The sequence below is a fragment of the Paraburkholderia sp. RL17-380-BIE-A genome (genome assembly GCF_046028085.1).
GTDB lineage: Bacteria > Pseudomonadota > Gammaproteobacteria > Burkholderiales > Burkholderiaceae > Paraburkholderia.
Map to the genome: position 1 here is coordinate 20,615 of NZ_JARESQ010000006.1, position 17,563 is coordinate 38,177.

The 17,563-nt window shown below is 64.2% G+C and carries 15 protein-coding genes and 1 pseudogene; 6 read left to right on the plus strand and 10 right to left on the minus strand.

Features of this window, described 5'->3' with window-relative positions; translation table 11 throughout:
- The first annotated feature begins 86 nt into the window (after positions 1-86).
- Positions 87-803 carry an SDR family oxidoreductase gene (locus P0D68_RS11720; protein WP_408293685.1) on the plus strand — a complete coding sequence of 239 codons (717 nt, stop codon included), beginning with the start codon at positions 87-89 and terminating at the stop codon, positions 801-803.
- Here P0D68_RS11720 and P0D68_RS11725 read toward each other — a convergent pair.
- Entirely contained in the window at positions 792-1,712 is a 921-nt protein-coding gene (locus P0D68_RS11725; RefSeq protein WP_408184277.1) for a LysR family transcriptional regulator, read from the minus strand. The two genes, P0D68_RS11720 and P0D68_RS11725, sit on opposite strands and share 12 nt — an antisense overlap.
- 42 nt (positions 1,713-1,754) lie before the next feature.
- Complete coding sequence (locus tag P0D68_RS11730; RefSeq protein WP_408293688.1) at positions 1,755-2,402, minus strand: oxidoreductase; 648 nt, start codon at positions 2,400-2,402, stop codon at positions 1,755-1,757.
- A gap of 487 nt (positions 2,403-2,889) precedes the next feature.
- On the opposite strand from P0D68_RS11730, the pseudogene P0D68_RS11735 reads away from it, so the two are divergent.
- Positions 2,890-2,985 (plus strand): annotated as a pseudogene (locus tag P0D68_RS11735) (catalase); the annotation flags it as partial.
- Positions 2,986-3,189: 204 nt separating this feature from the next.
- Here P0D68_RS11735 and P0D68_RS11740 read toward each other — a convergent pair.
- Entirely contained in the window at positions 3,190-3,897 is a 708-nt protein-coding gene (locus P0D68_RS11740; protein ID WP_408293691.1) for a pirin family protein, read from the minus strand.
- Positions 3,898-3,957: 60 nt separating this feature from the next.
- Positions 3,958-4,722, minus strand: coding sequence for an SDR family NAD(P)-dependent oxidoreductase (locus tag P0D68_RS11745; protein WP_408293693.1), 765 nt, complete (start codon positions 4,720-4,722; stop codon positions 3,958-3,960).
- A gap of 150 nt (positions 4,723-4,872) precedes the next feature.
- On the opposite strand from P0D68_RS11745, the gene P0D68_RS11750 reads away from it, so the two are divergent.
- The gene (locus tag P0D68_RS11750; protein WP_408293695.1) at positions 4,873-5,799 is read left to right on the plus strand and encodes a LysR family transcriptional regulator; all 927 of its coding nucleotides are present in this window, start codon (positions 4,873-4,875) and stop codon (positions 5,797-5,799) included.
- Positions 5,800-5,963: 164 nt separating this feature from the next.
- Entirely contained in the window at positions 5,964-6,587 is a 624-nt protein-coding gene (locus P0D68_RS11755; RefSeq protein ID WP_408293698.1) for a LysE family translocator, read from the plus strand.
- A 9-nt stretch (positions 6,588-6,596) separates the two neighbouring features.
- Here P0D68_RS11755 and P0D68_RS11760 read toward each other — a convergent pair whose 3' ends face one another.
- Entirely contained in the window at positions 6,597-8,012 is a 1,416-nt protein-coding gene (locus P0D68_RS11760) for an aminotransferase-like domain-containing protein (protein ID WP_408293700.1), read from the minus strand.
- A gap of 218 nt (positions 8,013-8,230) precedes the next feature.
- Between P0D68_RS11760 and aptA the strand changes: the two genes are divergently transcribed.
- Positions 8,231-9,559: an omega-aminotransferase AptA gene (gene aptA / locus P0D68_RS11765; RefSeq protein WP_408184281.1), complete on the plus strand. Its 1,329-nt coding sequence runs from the start codon at positions 8,231-8,233 to the stop codon at positions 9,557-9,559.
- Positions 9,560-9,652: 93 nt separating this feature from the next.
- Here aptA and P0D68_RS11770 read toward each other — a convergent pair whose 3' ends face one another.
- Positions 9,653-10,171 (minus strand): DUF6496 domain-containing protein, encoded by a 519-nt coding sequence (locus P0D68_RS11770; RefSeq protein WP_408293703.1) that lies wholly within the window; start codon positions 10,169-10,171, stop codon positions 9,653-9,655.
- A gap of 285 nt (positions 10,172-10,456) precedes the next feature.
- Between P0D68_RS11770 and P0D68_RS11775 the strand changes: the two genes are divergently transcribed.
- Positions 10,457-10,708, plus strand: coding sequence for a hypothetical protein (locus P0D68_RS11775; RefSeq protein WP_007178046.1), 252 nt, complete (start codon positions 10,457-10,459; stop codon positions 10,706-10,708).
- A 176-nt stretch (positions 10,709-10,884) separates the two neighbouring features.
- On the opposite strand, the gene P0D68_RS11780 is transcribed toward P0D68_RS11775, so the two are convergent.
- From P0D68_RS11780 to P0D68_RS11795, 4 genes are all read right to left on the minus strand, one after another.
- On the minus strand, positions 10,885-12,093 hold the full coding sequence (locus tag P0D68_RS11780; protein WP_091806787.1) for an ABC transporter substrate-binding protein: 1,209 nt from the start codon (positions 12,091-12,093) through the stop codon (positions 10,885-10,887).
- Positions 12,094-12,201: 108 nt separating this feature from the next.
- Positions 12,202-15,810, minus strand: coding sequence for a molybdopterin cofactor-binding domain-containing protein (locus tag P0D68_RS11785; RefSeq protein ID WP_408468426.1), 3,609 nt, complete (start codon positions 15,808-15,810; stop codon positions 12,202-12,204).
- Entirely contained in the window at positions 15,807-16,313 is a 507-nt protein-coding gene (locus P0D68_RS11790; RefSeq protein ID WP_408293709.1) for a (2Fe-2S)-binding protein, read from the minus strand. The genes P0D68_RS11785 and P0D68_RS11790 overlap by 4 nt, the downstream gene beginning before the upstream one ends.
- 40 nt (positions 16,314-16,353) lie before the next feature.
- Entirely contained in the window at positions 16,354-17,553 is a 1,200-nt protein-coding gene (locus P0D68_RS11795; protein WP_408293712.1) for an amidohydrolase family protein, read from the minus strand.
- Positions 17,554-17,563 lie beyond the last annotated feature (10 nt).

Below are 17,563 nucleotides of genomic sequence, written 5' to 3' on the forward strand. Positions count from 1 at the left end.
CAGCGCTAAAGGCTAACCGGTCACTACGCCGCGCCGGAGAACCCGCCGCGGCTTTTCGATTCCTTCCTGTTCTTAAAGGACATTTGATGACACAGCGTACTTTTCTCGTTACCGGCGCGACCAAAGGCATCGGTCTCGCGCTGACAGAGCGCCTGATTGGCGACGGCCACCGTGTCGTTGGCCTCGCGCGTGAAGCAAGCGATTTTCCGGGTGAACTGGTCCGTGTCGATCTCGCCGATCGTGATGCAACCGCCGCCGTGCTCCGGGATCTGGTGCGCCGGCATTCGTTTGACGGCGTGGTAAACAATGTTGCGCTGGTCAGGCCACAACGTCTGGGTGAAGTCGCGCTCGACGATCTCGACGACGTCCTCGCGCTGAACCTCCATCCGGCGGTCCAGACCGTTCAGGCGTTGCTTCCCGGTATGCGGGCCCGGGGCTGGGGACGGGTCGTGAACATTTCCAGCCTGACGATTCTCGGCATGACGCAGCGCACTGCCTATGCAGCGGCGAAAGCGGCGCTGGTGAGTTTTGCACGTTCCTGGGCGCTGGAACTAGCCGACACGGGCATTACGGTGAATGCCATCGCGCCCGGTCCGACCGAGACCGAGCTGTTCCGCGCGAACAACCCACCGGGAAGCGAGGGCGAGCAGCGCTATCTGTCGGCAGTGCCCATGGGCCGCTTCGGCAAGCCCGGTGAAATTGCCGGGACGATCGCGTTTCTGCTCTCTGACGTAGCCGCCTTCATGACCGGTCAGACGCTGTACGTCGACGGCGGCGCGTCGATTGGCAAGCTAGGGTTCTGAGGGCGTGCCGGCATTGCCGGCAGACGCGACGCCCAGTACCTCCTCCACGAAAGCGACGAAGGCGCGCGCCTTCGCACTCACCAGGCGTCCGGCAGGGAATACCGCCCAAAGGTCGATCAGGGGCAATTCCCAGTCGGTCAGCACCGCTTTGACCGTACCATCGGCAAGTTCCGGAGAAAACATCCATTCCGATGCGATCGCGAGACCCATGCCGCCGAGCACCGTCGTGCGGATGCCCTCGGCGGCGCTGACACTGACGCGTCCTGACACGACCACTGCTACTTCCTTGCCGTGCTGGCTGAACGCCCAGGATTCGCCCCCGCCGCGCAACGAATAAACCACGGCCTGGTGCTGGCTCAAATCCGCGGGCGATTTCGGCACGCCTGCTTCGGCGAAGTAGCCGGGCGTGCCGACGACCAGCCTCCGGCTCCGCCCAATGCGACGCGCGGTCATGGCCGAATCGTCGAGCGAGCCCATGCGCAATGCAACGTCCACGCCTTGTTCGAGCAGGTCGATGGTGCGGTCGTCCAGCACGATATCAATCTGCAGATTCGGGTGGCGGTTCATAAAGGTCTTGAGCGCCGGCAGGATGTGCAGGCGTGCAAACGTCACCGCGGCGCTGATGCGTAGCACGCCCGACAGTCCGGTAGACGCGTCGCGCACCACCTGTTCAGCAACATCCACTTCTTCGATTGCGCGCCGCGCGTGCTCGTAGAACCGCTGACCGGCATCGGTGGGTGTCAGGCCGCGTGTGGAGCGCAGCAGGAGTCGCACGCCGAGCCGCTCTTCGAGTTGCGCGATCGACTTCGAGACGGCCGGCTGCCCGAGCCTAAGCCGTTTTGCGGCCGCCGAGAATGAACCTGCCTCCACGACACTGACATAAGTTTCCATTGCTGCCATCCGGTCCATGTGGCTGCTTTTCCTTGAAGGATCGTGAAGTCCGTATAGTGGCTAAGATGTTTTCAGTTGGAAGTCTATCGCGCCAGAACCTGGTCGATGAAATTGCCGTTGCCGATCGGTCTCTGTCAACGCAATCCGCAGGAACAACTCGGCCCCGCGGCAGGCGATCCTGGGGCGGGGCCGGTTACGATGCTCGCTCCCTCCTTGGATAACCGGCGCTGCACTATGGAAGGAATAATCGGTGTAACCGCGCGCATCGCCGCCATAGAACGTCGAGCGGTCGTAGTGGTTCAATGGCGCCGCGACGCGCAGTCGCTCCGGCAGATCCGGATTGGAGATAAACAGGCGCCCGAACGCGACGAGATCGGCGTCGCCTGCTTCAATGATGCGCTGCGCGCTATCCGCAGTAAAGCCACCCGCCGCGATGAGTGTGCCTTTGAAGACGCGACGCAAGTCTCTAGCCGAGGCCGACGCGGCGACGTCATCGTTACCGCGCACTCTCGGCTCGACCGCATGCGGATACGCGAGACCATAGGCATCCAGACGACGCGCGACATAGCCGAACGTGGCATGCGGATCGCTATCGGACATCGTGCCGTACGAGCTTCCGGGCGAAAGACGCACCGCGATGTGGCCAGCGTCCCAAACCGAACCGATGGCATCGAGCACCTCGAACAGGAAGCCCGCGCGGTTTCGCAAGCGCCGCAATGCGACGCAATTCTTCGATCACGCCGGGAATTTCTTCGAGCGTGAGAGCGCGCGGAACGAACTTTGCGCGGCATTCGACATCCGGTGAAGTGCGGCCGGAGTGCTAACCGCTATTCCCGCAAGGAATGACCAATGACTCTCGACGACGCGTCCTTTCGACTAATCCGCCCAGGAGGCGTGTAGCCGGAATCGGCAGCATGTGCCGCGACGCCGAAAGCGAAATAGCCGATACAAAGGACTGATGCGATCGTCCTCTTCATTCCAGACTCCAATTGTGTTGACTGTTTCGCGGATTGAATTGCAACAGAGCAGTTACGCGCGATTTAGCATAGAGAAGGTTGGCGCCGGGCTCTATACGATTTCCGATGAAACACTTTCAAGAGGCACTGATGCCTCGCTGAAAAAATCGTCAGTGTCGCCTCACTAACCGATACTTAGGTATAGGTTTGGCGAGCTGATCGATCATTGCTTTACCAATATCCCGGAGCGGCGCGTGCATGCGAAAGGATCTGGCGCATTTGGTACGCTGAAGATTACGCATGACATCTCCCGCTTCACGAAGGCAAACGTATTTCCACCACTCAGCGGCGCTCGTTTTCCATCTTGTCTCGACCGCACATGAATATCCCATAGGACTGCCGCCCGGCACTCATGGCCCGTTTCTGTTTTCGTTTTTGTCTTTGGTTTCGGTTCTCGATTGTTGACGATTTTGGTCGGAGGCTCGAACGGCCGAGATATGGTCGGTGACAGTCGCACACAACAACAAGGCTCATTCGCCTTAGCCCAAAAGTTCGACGATCATCACATCCGTATCGTCATGCGCTATCAGATCTAGCTTAGCCTCATCCCGGACGGCTGCGCCGTCGCGCGCAGCGAGCTGGATAGATCCCACATCGAGCCGCCCGTGATCCGCAACAAGATAAGCTGAGGCGGGCATCGGCAACTCGTGCTTTATTGTCATGCCTTCGCGCAGCGTCGCGATACGCACGCGTGCGTCGGCATTGATGGGCAGCGCGCCCGCGCGGACATCATCCTCATTGCCGCTTGCCAGCGTGATAAAGCAGCCTTCACGACATTCGCGCGAACAGACGCGCGTCGCCCAACGCGGCGTACCGCCCGTCGTGCGCGGACGCAGCCAGATCTGGAGTAGCCGCGCGGACACATGTTCCTCATTGCGCTCGGCGTGATAGATCGCCGCGCCCGCGCTTATGACCTGCACAGAATCGGCGACCAGCCGGGCGCAATTGCCCGCGTCGTCTTCGTGCGTGATGGCGCCCGAGCGCACCCAGGTCACGATCTCGACGTCGCGGTGCACATGCAGGCCGAAACCCGAGCGCGGTGCGAATTCATCGTCGTTCCACAGGTAAAGCGGACCCAGTGGCGGATGATCGGCGCGCCCGCTCACGCCCACGCCGAAATGCAGCCGCGCGTCGAGCCAGTCGCGCCTGATCGCGCCGAGCGAATGAAAAGGACGATGTTCGATCATGATGAACCTCCGTTCGGGCGCATGGGGCGCGTAGAACCGCATCCATGCGCCGGGCCACGCTTAGATCTGCTGCTGACCGCCATCGACGAACAGTTCGATGCCGTTGACGAAGCTCGCGTCATCCGAGGCGAGGAACAGCGCGGCGCTCGCGATTTCGTCCGGTTCGCCCAGACGTCCCATCGGGATCTGCGCCGCCAGGTAATCGGCGAGACCCTGGCGCTGTGCGGCGTCGTCGCCGGCCAGGTCGAGCAGGCCCGGCGTGCGGGTCGCGCCCGGGCTGATCGTGTTCACGCGGATCTGGCGGTCCTTGAGGTCGAGGATCCAGTTGCGTGCGAACGAGCGCACCGCAGCCTTCGAAGCCGAGTACACGCTGAACGCCGCCGTGCCCGCGCTACCCGCCGTCGAACCCGTGAGAATCACCGACGCGCCCTTGGCCAGCAGCGGCAGCGCCTTTTGCACCGTGAACAGCACGCCCTTCACGTTGCGGTTGAAGGTGTCGTCGAAGTGTTCTTCGGTGATGTTGCCGAACGGCAGCATCGAGCCGCCACCGGCGTTGGCGAACAGCACGTCCAGTCGGCCCTGTTCGTCCTTGATCTGCGCATACAGCGCGTCGAGCTCGTTCAGTTTCGTGGAGTCGACACGCACGCCGCTCGCCTGGCCGCCCGCTTCGCGGATGCTTTTCACGGCGGCGTCGAGTTCGGCCTGACGGCGGCCCGTGAGGTAGACGTGCGCGCCTTCGGCGGCGAAGCGCTGCGCGGTGGCGAGGCCGATGCCGCTGGTTGCGCCGGTGACGAGTGCGATCTTGTTGTCGAGTTTGCGTGCCATGGTCTTGCTCCTTTCGGTTCGTTCAGTGGAAGTGGGTGTTGGCTGGTTCGGTGTTGCGTGCTGCGATGTGAGGAGAATATCGACGGCCGGGTATTTTCTAAATAGAATTGATTGCAATCTAACGTTGCATAAATGCAAAGATGAGGGGAAATGGCGAGGCTGCCGGATTTCGAGGGACTCGCGATGTTCGCGAAGGTCGCTGAGGAGGGATCGTTCGCGGCTGCGGCCCGCGCGGTGGGGGTGTCGGTGGCGACGGTTTCGCGCGGCGTGGCCCGCCTCGAAGATCGTCTGGGCGCGCGGCTCTTTAACCGCACGTCGCGGCAGCTGTCGCTGACCGAGTTCGGCAGGACGATCTGCGAGAAGGCTGGCGATATCTATCGTCAGGCCGAGGAGGCGGAAAGCGCGGCGCGTGAGATGTCGGTGCAGCCGCGCGGGTTGGTGCGCCTGGCCGTGCCGATGTCGTTCGGGCTGCGCTGGGTCGCGCCGCTGCTGCCGGGCTTCTTCCGCGCGTACCCGGAAGTGTCGATCGACCTGCATCTATCGGATGCATCGGTCGATCTGGTCGCCGATGGCTTCGACGCCGCGTTGCGTATTGCCGCGTTGCCCGATTCGTCGCTGGTGGCGCGGCGGCTGTGCGCGGTGACGCAATACGTGGTGGCGTCGCCCGAATATCTGGCGCGCGAAGGGCGGCCCGCGCATCCGCGCGAGCTGGTGGATCGGCCATGTCTCTCGTACGCGTATCGCGCGCGCAGCGATGTCTGGCGCTTCACGAACGACGCGGGCGAGGAGGAGCCGGTGATGCCCGCCGGCCCGCTGCGCGTGACGAATTCCGATGCGCTGTTGCCCACGCTGCTCGACGGCCTGGCGATTGCCGAACTGCCTGAATTCATCGCCGGCGAGTATCTGGCCGATGGCCGACTCGAAGCGATCCTCACCGACTGGTCGCTGACCAGAGGCGGCCTTTACTTCGTCACGCCGTCGGCGCGTGCGCGGCCCGCGAAGGTGGCGGCGCTGTCCGATTACTTTGCCGAGCATCTTTCCGATCCAACGTGGCGATGGCCTAAGCAATCAACTTGACGAATAAGCGACGACTTATCATTGCATTTGACCAACGGCGATCGCCCAAACTCCATCATCGCGGCCACCCGTACCGGACACCATCTCAAAAACCGTACAGGTACTGTACCGGACACCATCGCTAGAATGCTCCCATCCCCTTTCGTCCGACAGCGGAGCATTTCATGTCTTATCTCAGTCTCAGTGCGCTGCCCGCCGGCATCCTGTTCGCGCTCGTCACCACGATCACGCCCGGTCCGAACAACACCATGTTGCTGGCCTCCGGAGTCAACTTCGGGTTTCGCCGCACGCTGCCGCATCTGTCCGGCATCAGCGCCGGCGTCGTGCTGTTGATGCTGTCGGTCGGCATCGGTCTGGGCGAAGCCTTCGTCCACTTTCCCGTGCTGTACACCGTGCTCGAAGTTGCGAGCGTCGCTTACCTGCTCTACCTCGCGTGGAAGATCGGCACCTCGGGTGAGTTGAAGGTAAAGAAAGGCGAGCGACGGCCCATGAAGTTCTACGAAGCCATCGCCTTCCAGTGGGTCAATCCGAAGGCATGGATGATGGTGCTGACCGCCGCCACGACGATCCACCTCAGCGAGAGCTACAGCATGAACGCCATCGCCATGGCGGTGATCTTCTACGTGATCGGCTTTCCGTGCATCTGCCTGTGGGCAGGTTTCGGCACCGCCATGCGGCAGGTGCTATCGGACCCGAAGCGGCTGCGTGTCTTCAACGTGGCCATGGCGCTGCTGCTGGTGCTGTCGCTGTATCCGATCGCGCTGAAGCTGCTCGGCCAGAGCGCGTGAACCCGACCGCTATAACACGCCCTGCCCGACCCGCTCGATGAAGCGCCACAACGCGTCGTCAGTTGAATATGGCGCGTTGAAGCGGAACCAGGCGCTCGGGGCATCGTCGGGACGGAAGTAGGAGCCCGGCGCGAGCCAGATGCCGTGTGAAAGCGCGGCCGTCGCCACTTCGCCGGCCCGCTCCGCGTCGACCGGCAAGCGCGCCCACAGGAACAGCCCCGCGCGCGGCCGGTGAAACAGCTCCAGACCGAGCGAATCGAGCCGCTCCTCAACGGTCGCATGCGCGAGCTTGAGACGCTCGTTGACGGCTTCGACGTGACGCGCGTAGCGCCCCTCCAGCAACACCTTGTCGACGATCCGCTCGATCGCCTCCGACGACGTCAAACCCACCGCCATCTTCGTACGCGCCAGCTCACGCAGTACGGCGCGTTCGGCGACCACATAGCCGCAGCGCAGCCCCGGCGTCACCGTCTTCGAAAAGCCGCCAACGTAGAGCACGCGCTGTAAGCCTTCCATGGCCGCGAAAAGCGGCGCGCCGGATGGCGCGAGTTCGCGGCTCACGTCGTCTTCGATCACCCACATGCGCTGACGCTCGGCAATCTGCAGCAAGCGGAACGCAGCCGACATGCCGAAGGTCGCGCCGGTCGGATTCTGCAGCGTGGTATTGACGAAGATCGCCTTCGGCTTGTGCTGCGCGACCAGCGCTTCGAGCACGTCCGTATCGACGCCCGCCGGCGTGCGCGGCACGCCATGCACCTCGAGGCCCGCCAGCTTGAGAATCTGCAGCAGATTGCAATAGCCGGGATCTTCGACGATCACGGCGTCGCCCGCGCGCAGCAGGGTGCGTACGATCAGATCCAGCGCCTGGGTCGCGCCTTGCGTAAGCAGGACATTGGCGACATCCACGGGCAAGCCGCGCCGGTCGAGTTGCTCGGCGATCCGTTCGCGCAACGGCACGAATCCATACGGATGCCCGTAGTCGCCAAGGCGCGCAGCCGGCACCCGGCTTACCGCCCGCAGCGCGTGCTGCAAACCGGTTTCGTTGATCCACTCGCTCGGCAGCCAGCCGCCGCCCGCCTTGATCGGCACGGAATGGTCGGCGAACACGTCGGACAGGAGCCAGGTTGCGGTGAGGCTCGGCGGCTGCCAGTCGGTGGCGGCAACCCGCGTGGATTGCGAGCGCGCCGCCACGCGATAGCCGGAACCGCGCCGCGCGACCACGAGCCCCATCGAAACGAGCCGGTTGTACGCCTCCGTGACCGTGAAGGTGCTCAGGTCGTGGCTTTGTGCCAGCTGGCGCACCGACGGCAGCAGCGCGCCGGCGCGCAGCGACTGCGCCTCGATGGCGCGCGCGAAGCCTTGCACCACCTGCTCGACGAGCGTGGGAGCGGCGCGCCGGTCGCGCTCGAGTTCTAGTTCGATCATGGTCAGGACGAAAAACGGGCCGCGGCGGGCGGCTGAACGGGCGAATGACGGAGCCCGACCCCCGGTCCGGCGCGCATCGACACAGTTAGTGCGAATCCACCAACACAGTTAGCGCCACACTGCGTCAACTGTTTATGCCGCCATTAAACCGCGAACGCTACAGTTTTGCTACGCCCCAAAGGAAGTCTCCCTGGGGATCCACTTTCGAGGAAACACACATGACTTCGCGCCCTGTCATCGACGATCTGTCGTCTTTCTGGATGCCCTTTACCGCCAACCGCCAGTTCAAGGCCGCGCCGCGCCTGCTGGAATCGGCCAAGGGCATGTATTACCGCAGCTCGGATGGGCGTGAAGTGCTCGACGGTTGCGCGGGTCTGTGGTGCGTGAATGCCGGCCACGGCCGCGAGGAAATCATCGCTGCGATTACCCAGCAGCTCTCCAAACTGGATTTCGCGCCGACTTTCCAGATGGGCCACCCGCTCGCCTTCGAAGCGGCCACGAAAGTTGCCGAACTGATGCCGGAAGGTCTGGATCGCATCTTCTTCACGAACTCGGGTTCGGAATCGGTCGACACCGCGCTGAAAATCGCGCTGGCTTATCACCGTTCGCGCGGCGAAGGCCAGCGTACCCGCCTGATCGGCCGCGAGCGCGGTTATCACGGCGTGGGCTTTGGCGGCATCTCGGTCGGCGGCATCGCCACGAACCGCAAGACCTTCTCGGGCGCGCTGCTGCCCGCAGTCGACCACCTGCCGCACACGCATAACCTCGAACAGAACGCGTTCTCGAAAGGCCAGCCGGCCTGGGGCGCGCATCTCGCCGAAGAACTGGAGCGCATCGTCACGCTGCACGATGCATCCACGATCGCCGCCGTGATCGTCGAACCGGTGGCCGGCTCGACGGGCGTGCTGATTCCCCCGCAAGGCTATCTGCAAAAGCTGCGCGAGATCTGCACGAAGCACGGCATCCTGCTGATTTTCGACGAAGTGATTACCGGTTTTGGCCGCGTCGGCAAGGCTACGGCGAGCGAATACTTCGGCGTCACGCCAGACCTGATCACGATGGCGAAGGCGATCAACAATGCTGCGATCCCGATGGGCGCGGTGGCCGCAAGCCGCACGATCCACGACACGATCGTGAACAGCGGCGCGCAAGGCGCGATCGAACTGTTCCACGGCTATACGTATTCGGCTCACCCGGCCGCCACGGCAGCCGCGATTGCCACGCTCGACCTGTATCGCAGCGAGGGTCTGTTCGAACGCGCCGCGACGCTCGCGCCGACGTTCGAAGCGGCCGCCCACTCGCTGCGCGGCGCGAAGCATGTGAAGGACGTGCGCAACCTCGGCCTGATCGCCGGCGTGGAGCTCGAATCGCGCGACGGCGCGCCGGGCGCGCGTGCTTACGAGGCGTTCGTCAAATGCTTCGAAGCGGGCGTGCTGGTGCGCTTTACGGGCGATATCCTCGCGTTCTCGCCGCCGCTCATCATCAACGAAGAGCAGATTGCGCACATCTTCAAGACCGTGGGCGACGTGCTGGCTACGGTGCAGTAATTCAGCACTCGATCAGGCGGCGCGCATCGTGTGCGCCGCCTGATCGGCAAATGCCTGGCAAACGCGCGCCAGATGCGCCCCGAACGCGCGCTATCAATGGTGCGCGCGCGAAGCCCTCGTATGGGCCGCCTTCTTGGCCGCCGCAGAGCGGCCCGCAGCACCCTTCGTCGCGGCGGCCTTCTTCGCTGCAGCGGAACGGCTCGCCGCCGGACGTTTGGCCGCGGCCGTCTTTGTCTGTTTCGACAGCGCCGTGCGCGATGCGCCGGCGCTTCCCTCACGCTTCAATGCATTGGTGGCGGCGCGCGAGCGTTTCGCCGTCGACTCCGCGCTCTTCTTCGTGGTGCTCTTGTGCTGACCCGCGGCTTTATCCGTGGCGGCTTTCTTGCGCGCGGACTCGCTCGCAGCGCCCTTCTTGGGCGACTTCACGGCGACGCCCGCGCGCCGCGCTTCCGACAGCCCAATCGCAATCGCCTGCTTGGCCGACCTGACGCCGTGCTTGCCGGCACGCACCTTGTCGACCTGTTCCTTGACGAATTCGCCGGCCTGGGTGCTCGACGACTTGCCCGCGCGCTTGTCGGCGTGGGCACGCTTGAGGGTTTTCTGTTCGGGCATGACATTCTCCGGTTGGTTGTGGCCCATGTCATGCAGCAACGGGTGTGCCGCAGCGCGGCGCGCCGGGCAGTCCCCACCAAAGCGCCCTCATGCGATGAAGCCGGCGCCCTCGCGCCCGGCGCAAGGAATTGCGAAGCGGAGCTCGAACGGTGGCAAAAATTCGAGGAATGCGCGGAATCGCGGCGAAACATCAAGAAACCGGCGGACAGAACTCGCGCCGGTCAGTTGGACAGCGTATGGTATTGGCAAGGGTTGGCGCGTGGTCCGACCCGACGGGAGACGTCCATGAAAATCCCTACCGTTCGCGCAGGCGCGCATATTGAAGGCGTGCACTGGATCGCCGAATACGCCGAAGACGTCCATGAGATTCGCGTCTTTCGCGAAGGCCAGGAAGTGGACGTGCACAACGCGCCCTCCACCCTGTTCGGCGACGAAGAAAATGCGGGCTCCAAGAGCACCGCGGATCATCGCGCGGTCGAAGCCGCCGTACTGGCTTATCTGAAGCGATTCGTGATCGAGCACGACGCGGAGGAGTAGTCCTCCGATTCTCCGCTTGTCGCCGCGCGTTGCCTCTTGGGGGCCGCGTTGACGCGCGCGTGGGTGGCCGCATAGACCTGCGGTCGCCGGCCGCCTCGACCCGCAAGTGGCCGCGAGTTCGAACGTCGTGCATCGCGCCACCGCCTGCGGCGCCGCGCGCCGCAGGCGTCACGACCTCACTCGGCGGGCCGCAGCTTCTTGACCTCGGCATCCGACGGCTGAACGCTCGCGCCATCGATATACCGGTAGGACGTCATCACGCCCTTGCCGTCTTTCAACCCCGTCACGCCGACGTATGCGCCCATGGTGGACTGATTGTCCTGGGCCCGATAGGTGATCGGCCCGAAGGGCGTCTCCACGCCGAGGCCCTTGAACGCGGCGGCGAGCTTATCCGGATCGACCGACCCGGCCTTCTTGATCCCCGCGGCAATCGACATCAACGCCGAATACCCCACCACCGAGCCGAGCCGCGGATAGTCGTGGTACTTGGCCTGATAGGCATCGACAAACTTCTTGTTGGCCGCCGTATCGATCGAATACCACGGGTAGCCCGTGACGATCCAGCCGGTCGGCGCTTCCGCGCCCAGCGGGTCGAGATAATCCGGCTCGCCCGTGAGCAGCGACACCACGCTGCGATCCTTGAAGAGTCCGCGCGTATTGCCCTCACGCACGAACTTGCCGAGGTCGGCGCCGAACAACACGTTGAAAATCGCGTCCGGCTTGGCATCGGCGATCGCCTGCGTCACCGCGCCCGCATCGACGTTGCCGAGCGGCGTGGCCTGTTCTGCGACGAACTGCACATCGGGCTGCGCCGCCGTCAGCAGTTTCTTGAAGGTCGCCACCGCCGACTGCCCGTACTCGTAGTTCGGATAGACCAGCGCCCAGCGCTTCTTCTTCAGCTTGGCCGCTTCCGGCACGAGCATCGCCACCTGCATATATGTGGAAGGACGCAAACGGTACGTGTATTTGTTGCCGTCGGCCCACACGATCTTGTCGGTCAGCGGTTCAGCAGCAAGGAAGAAAATCTTCTTCTGCTTCGAGAAGTCGGCCAGTGCAAGGCCGGTGTTCGAGAGAAAGCCGCCGAACAGCAATTGCACCTGCTCGCGCGCGATCAGTTCCTGCGCGACGCGAATCGTGTCGCCGGGATTGCCGTTGTCGTCGCGCGATACCACTTCGAGTTGTTTGCCGAGTACGCCGCCCGCGGCATTCACCTGGTCGAGCGCGAGATTCCAGCCGTTCTTGTAAGGCCCGAGAAAGGCGGGCTGCGCCTTGTAACTATTGATCTCGCCGATCTTGATGGTCTGCTGTGCGCTCGCGCTCAAAGCGGCGAACGACAGTACGGTCGGCACCATGAGGCGAGAAATCCATCCTGCGCGCGTGGTCATGCGTTTCTCCGTTATCAAAAGGATTGCGGGAATGCTGGTCGTTGTTATCAGGTGTTCGAGCGGCTCGCGATTTATCTCGATCCATCTCGACCCAATCGGCTCATCGACTCAATCGACGCGCGCCGTCGCGCGAATCCGGGCGACGCTCGCCGTGACGTTCTGCCAGGCCGGCTTGCCACCGGCGAATTGCTGACGCAGGTACGACACGAGCTCGGCCACCTGGGCGTCGTTGAAACTGTCGCGGTAAGCCGGCATCGTACCGAGTTCGGGCCGCGCAGGCGAGCCGATGCCGTCGAGAATCACGCGAATCAGGTTATCAGGCGTCGCGCTGTGCAGATTCGTGTTGAGCGCGAGCGATGGATGCGCGCCGAACAATTGCGGCCCGCTACCGGTGTGATGACAGGCGGCGCACGCGCCGTCGAAGAGTCGCGCGCCGAGGCCAGTCGGCGCGCCTGAGATCGCGCTCGCCTGTTCAACCTGGCGTGCGACCGCGACCGGATCGGCGTTCGGTTCCAACGGGCTGAGCGAACTGAGATAGGTGGCCATTGCGCGAATATCGCTGTCGGGCAGCGCCGCCAGATCGCCGACCACGGGCGCCATCGGCCCCGCCGCGACGCCGTGCAGCGGTGCGTGGCCGGAGCGCAAATAGCTGAACAGTTCTTCCTCGCTCCAGGGCACGGGCGCGTTCGAAAGCGTCGACAACGCGGGCGCTTCCCAGCCTTCGGCGACACCGCCGCCCATGAATGCCGCGCCGGCTTTCTCGGCGCCGAATGCATTGCGCGGCGTATGACACGCGCTGCAATGGCCGAGCCCATTCACCAGATACGCGCCGCGATTCCATTGCGCGCTTTGCGTCGCGCTGGCGGCGAAAGCCGTGCGTCCGAGAAAGAGTCCGTTCCATGCGGCCATGAGCGGACGCACGCTGAACGGATACGCCAGCTTCGTTTCCGGCGGGCGCGAGCGCACTGGCGTTTGCGCCATCAGGTAGGCGTAGAGCGCTTTCAGATCGTCGTCGGAAGTGTTCTGGAACGAGGTGTACGGGAAGACCGGATAGAGACGATGTCCATCGCGGCTGATGCCTTGCCGCATCGCCCGCATGAACGCTTCGAGCGACCAGTTGCCGATGCCGGTCAGGCCGTCCGGCGTGATGTTGGTGCTGTACACGGTGCCGAAGGGCGTATCGAGCGGTTTGCCGCCGGCGTTCGGCACGCCGTTGTGCGCGGTATGGCAGACCGCGCAATTGCCGAGCGACGCCAGCAGTTTGCCGCGCGCCACGAGATCGGCCGGAAACGCGCTCGCCAGTGGCGGCGTGATCGGTGCGATAGCGTGCGGCGCGAGCGAAAATGCGCCGAGCCAACCCACTGCGCCCGCCGCGAAAGTGCCTAAAAAACCCAATCGCCAGCGCCTCTTCCTGCGTGCCGCCTTGTCTTCGGCTTGCGCATCGGCAAGCGCGGCGCGGATCGTCTCCGGTGTGAAAGGCGGCCGGCGAAAACGCACGCCCGTGGCATCGAAGAGCGCATTGGCGATCGCAGCCGCGCCGGGCAGCGACGCGGATTCGCCCGCGCCCATCGGCGGCTCGCCGTGGCGCGGCATCATCACCACATCGATCACGGGCACTTCGCGGAAGGTCAGAATCGGATACGCGCCCCACTCCTGGCTCGTCACCGCATTCTCGCCGAACGTCACACGTTCTTTCAGCGCGCGGCTCGTCGCCTGAATCACGTTGCCGTGTATCTGATGACGCACGCCGTCGGGATTCACCATCGTGCCGGTATCCTGGCCGACCACCACGCGCGTCACCGCCAGCTCGCCGCTCTTGCGATTGACTTCGACATCGGCCACCCACGCAGACCACGCCGCGCCGAAGCCGGGAAATTTGCTATGCACGTAGCGGGCATAAGCGAAACCCCGCCCGCGTGCGATGTCGCCTTCATCCTCTTTGAGTTCGGCGCTATGCGGCTGCCACCCGGCTTTCTCCGCGACGGCTTTGACCAGCTCGATCGCGCGTGGATCGCGCAGGTGCTTCAGACGAAACTCGACCGGATCGACACCCGCCTGCGCCGCGAGTTCGTCGATGAACGACTCGTGCGCGAACGTGTTCGGCAACGCGGACACGCCGCGCAACCACGACGCGCGCACGATCGGCGGCGTGTCGTCGCAAACGATACGCATGGTGCTGTAATCGTACGGCGGCACGGCCGTGCGGTCGCCCATTTCGAACACCTGCGGCTGCGCGGCGATCGTGCCGGTCAGGAGCAGCGCCAGCGTCGGCGCATCGTTGGACGGATAGCGCGTCGCAAAGTCGTATGCGGCCAGTTCGCCCCCGGCATTCAACGCGCCGCGCACGTCCATCAATTGCGCGGCGCCTTTCGGCTCCCACGCATGCTCGTCCTCGCGCGAAAGTTGCACGCGCACCGGACTGCCGGCGGCGCGCGAGAGCAGCGCGGCGTCGGCGGCGACATCGTCCGCGCAATTGCGGCCGTAGCAGCCGGCCGCATCCATCCGCACGATCTCGATGTGCGCTTCGTCCATGCTCATCAGCAATGCGAGATCGGCGCGCAGCGAATGCGGATTCTGCGTGCCCGACCAGACCTTCAACGCGCCCTCGCGATAGTCGGCCACCGCGCACGAAGGTCCGATCGATGCGTGCATCTGAAATGGCCACACGTAAGTGCGTTCCAGCTTGCGACCGGACTCTTGCGCCAGCACTGCATCGACGTCGCCTTCGATCACCAGATCGCGCCGTTTGGCCGGGTTCGCGCGCAACGCCGCTTCCACTTCCTCGCTGGTCTCGAGCGCTGGCAGACCTTCAACCGCTTTCCATTGCACGCGCAGCCGCTTCACGGCCTGCTGCGCGATTTCCTCACGCTCCGCCACGATACCGACGAAGTCGCGAATCACGACGACCTTCACGATACCGGGCAAATCGCTAACGGAATCTTCATCCACGCGAAGCAGGCTGTTGCCCATGAAGTCGCCCTGCGCGACACCGGCATAGGGCGGACGCACCACTCGACCGTGCAACATGCCCGGCACGCGTACGTCATGCACGAAACTCAATTCGCCGGTGGCCTTCGCGGGAATATCGACGCGCGGCGCACTCTTGCCGACGATTCTGTAGGTGTCCGGCGACTTCAGCGGCGCGTTCGTATCGAGCTTCAGTTCGACACGTTTCCCGCTCACCAGATCGCCGTAGCCGATGCCTTTCGCGGCAGTACCGCCGTCACGTTGAAAAACCACACCGTCACGCACGTCGAGTTGCTCAACGCTCACGCTGAACCGCGCCGCCGCCTCAGCCAGCAGAAATTGCCGCGCCTGCGCCGCGGCGTGTCTCAATGGCACCGCCGATATCTGGATCGTCGCGCTGGCGATCGTCGGCCCCTGATTCGGCGCTTCACGCGTATGGCCGAGCACGATCGACACGCGTGTCAACGGCACATCCAGTTCTTCCGCGACGATCTGCGCGAGCGCCGTGCCGATGCCGGTGCCGAGATCGACGTGACCGTTGAACGCGACCACGCTGCCGTCGTCGCGCACCACGAGGAACAGGTCCGCCTCGGTCGGCACGAACGACGAACGCGAACCCGGCTGACCGATTGCCGGCTTGACCGGCGCCTGCGGCGGCCGCGTGACGATCAGCACGCTCTGCGCGTCATAGAGCTGTTGTCGCGAAGGTGGCGCGGCGCGTCGATCGACGCTGAAGTCCGGGCCGGTCATGCACGCGCTCCTTCATGCACGGCGGATTGCGCCGCGAGCAATTCAGCGGCGCGCTGCACCGCGCGCACGATCTCGACATGCGTGCCGCAACGGCACAGATTGCGCGACAACTCGCGCCGGATCGTCTCGACGCTCGGATGCGGATCGCGATCGAGCAGCGCCTTGGCCGTCATGATCATGCCGTTCAGGCAATAGCCGCACTGCGCGGCCTGCTCTTCGATAAACGCCTGCTGCACCGGATGCAGCGCGGCGCGCGTACCGAGTCCTTCGAGCGTAGTGATTTCGCGGCCCAACGCGACCTTTGCCGTGGTGACGCACGCGCGCGTCGGCATGCCGTCGAGCAGGACCGTGCACGCGCCGCATTCGCCGAGACCGCAGCCGAATTTCGGACCGTTCAGTAGGAGGTCGTTACGCAGCAGATAGAGCAGCGGCGTGTCGGCCGCGGCGCTGACGAGATGCGTCGCGCCGTTCACCTTCAGCGTAAGAGGCGCGGGGCGGTTCATGAGCGTGCCAGCCCCGCTGCGCGAGCCGTACGATCGGCGTTCACAGCACCACCGGCACTTCGGTGGCCGGTGGCGTATTGCGGCTGCGCCGGCAGCGAATCAGCCCGTCGATCATCACCATGCCCACGCCCGGAATATCGCCGAGCTGCACGCTTTCGAGCAGCGTATCGGCGGCAGTGTGTTGCGCGCGGTCCATGAAGACGAGGTCGGCGGGACGGCCCACTTCGATCAGCCCTTGGCGCAGATTACGTTGACGCGCGGTGTTGCCCGTCGCGAAGCAGAAGGCGATTTCCGCGGGCACGTCGGCGAGGCTCGCGATCAGCGCGATCATCCGCAAAATGCCCAGCGGTTGCACGCCGGAACCGGCGGGACTATCCGTGCCGAGAATGATCCGGTGTGGACACTTCAATTCGATCGCATGACGCGCGGTCAGCAAGGCGATCCGTTCATTGCCGTTGTGGACGATTTCCAGCGCACGGCTCGACTGCTCGCACAGATCGCAGACATGCCGGTAAGACAGCGACGTATGCCCGCCGTTGATGTGGCCGATCACGTCCGCGTCGGCGGCGAGCACCACGTCACGATCGATCAGGCCCGAGCCGGGAATCGACGGACCGCCCGTGTGAATCGTGCTCTGAATGCCGTACTTGCGCGCCCACGCCACCATCTGCGCGGCTTCTTCGCCGCCCTTCACACTGCCTAGGCCGACTTCGCCGAGCAGCCTGACGCCCGCTTCCGAAAGCTCCTTGAAGTCCTCCTCGACCATGCCCTTCTCGATCACCGGAGCGCCCGCCATCACCTTGACGCCGCCGCCGACACCCGCACCGCGCATGCCTTCGAACGAACGTTGCGCGGTAATGGCGAGCGCCTTCACGCCGAGCACGTCTTTTGGGCGGCCGGGCAAATGCACTTCGCCGGCGGAAATCATCGTGGTCACGCCGCCGTTCAGATTCGATTCGATCCAGCCCATCTGATTCTGGCGCGGCGTCCAGTCGCCGAAAACGGGATGCACATGCGAGTCGATCAGACCTGGCGCGACCGTCGTGCCTTTGCAATCGACCGTCGTGCGCGCGCCTTCGAGATCGCAGTCCTTTTCGCGGCCGACCGCGACGATCACGCCGTCGTCGATCACCAGCGTGTTCGCGTCGAGAATCGGCTGGTCGATATCGCCGGATAACAGCAGCCCGATGTTCGTTACCGCGACCTTGCCCGACAAGCCTGTCAACGTCTCTGCTGCCATCTGCTTCTCC

What these genes read in the sequence shown, in the direction of transcription:
- P0D68_RS11720 (WP_408293685.1), top strand. Translation starts at nt 87, where the DNA reads ATGACACAGCGTACTTTTCTCGTTACCGGCGCGACCAAAGGCATCGGT.
- P0D68_RS11725 (WP_408184277.1), bottom strand. Translation starts at nt 1,712, where the DNA reads ATGGACCGGATGGCAGCAATGGAAACTTATGTCAGTGTCGTGGAGGCA.
- P0D68_RS11740 (WP_408293691.1), bottom strand. Translation starts at nt 3,897, where the DNA reads ATGATCGAACATCGTCCTTTTCATTCGCTCGGCGCGATCAGGCGCGAC.
- P0D68_RS11745 (WP_408293693.1), bottom strand. Translation starts at nt 4,722, where the DNA reads ATGGCACGCAAACTCGACAACAAGATCGCACTCGTCACCGGCGCAACC.
- P0D68_RS11750 (WP_408293695.1), top strand. Translation starts at nt 4,873, where the DNA reads ATGGCGAGGCTGCCGGATTTCGAGGGACTCGCGATGTTCGCGAAGGTC.
- P0D68_RS11755 (WP_408293698.1), top strand. Translation starts at nt 5,964, where the DNA reads ATGTCTTATCTCAGTCTCAGTGCGCTGCCCGCCGGCATCCTGTTCGCG.
- P0D68_RS11760 (WP_408293700.1), bottom strand. Translation starts at nt 8,012, where the DNA reads ATGATCGAACTAGAACTCGAGCGCGACCGGCGCGCCGCTCCCACGCTC.
- aptA (WP_408184281.1), top strand. Translation starts at nt 8,231, where the DNA reads ATGACTTCGCGCCCTGTCATCGACGATCTGTCGTCTTTCTGGATGCCC.
- P0D68_RS11770 (WP_408293703.1), bottom strand. Translation starts at nt 10,171, where the DNA reads ATGCCCGAACAGAAAACCCTCAAGCGTGCCCACGCCGACAAGCGCGCG.
- P0D68_RS11775 (WP_007178046.1), top strand. Translation starts at nt 10,457, where the DNA reads ATGAAAATCCCTACCGTTCGCGCAGGCGCGCATATTGAAGGCGTGCAC.
- P0D68_RS11780 (WP_091806787.1), bottom strand. Translation starts at nt 12,093, where the DNA reads ATGACCACGCGCGCAGGATGGATTTCTCGCCTCATGGTGCCGACCGTA.
- P0D68_RS11785 (WP_408468426.1), bottom strand. Translation starts at nt 15,810, where the DNA reads ATGACCGGCCCGGACTTCAGCGTCGATCGACGCGCCGCGCCACCTTCG.
- P0D68_RS11790 (WP_408293709.1), bottom strand. Translation starts at nt 16,313, where the DNA reads ATGAACCGCCCCGCGCCTCTTACGCTGAAGGTGAACGGCGCGACGCAT.
- P0D68_RS11795 (WP_408293712.1), bottom strand. Translation starts at nt 17,553, where the DNA reads ATGGCAGCAGAGACGTTGACAGGCTTGTCGGGCAAGGTCGCGGTAACG.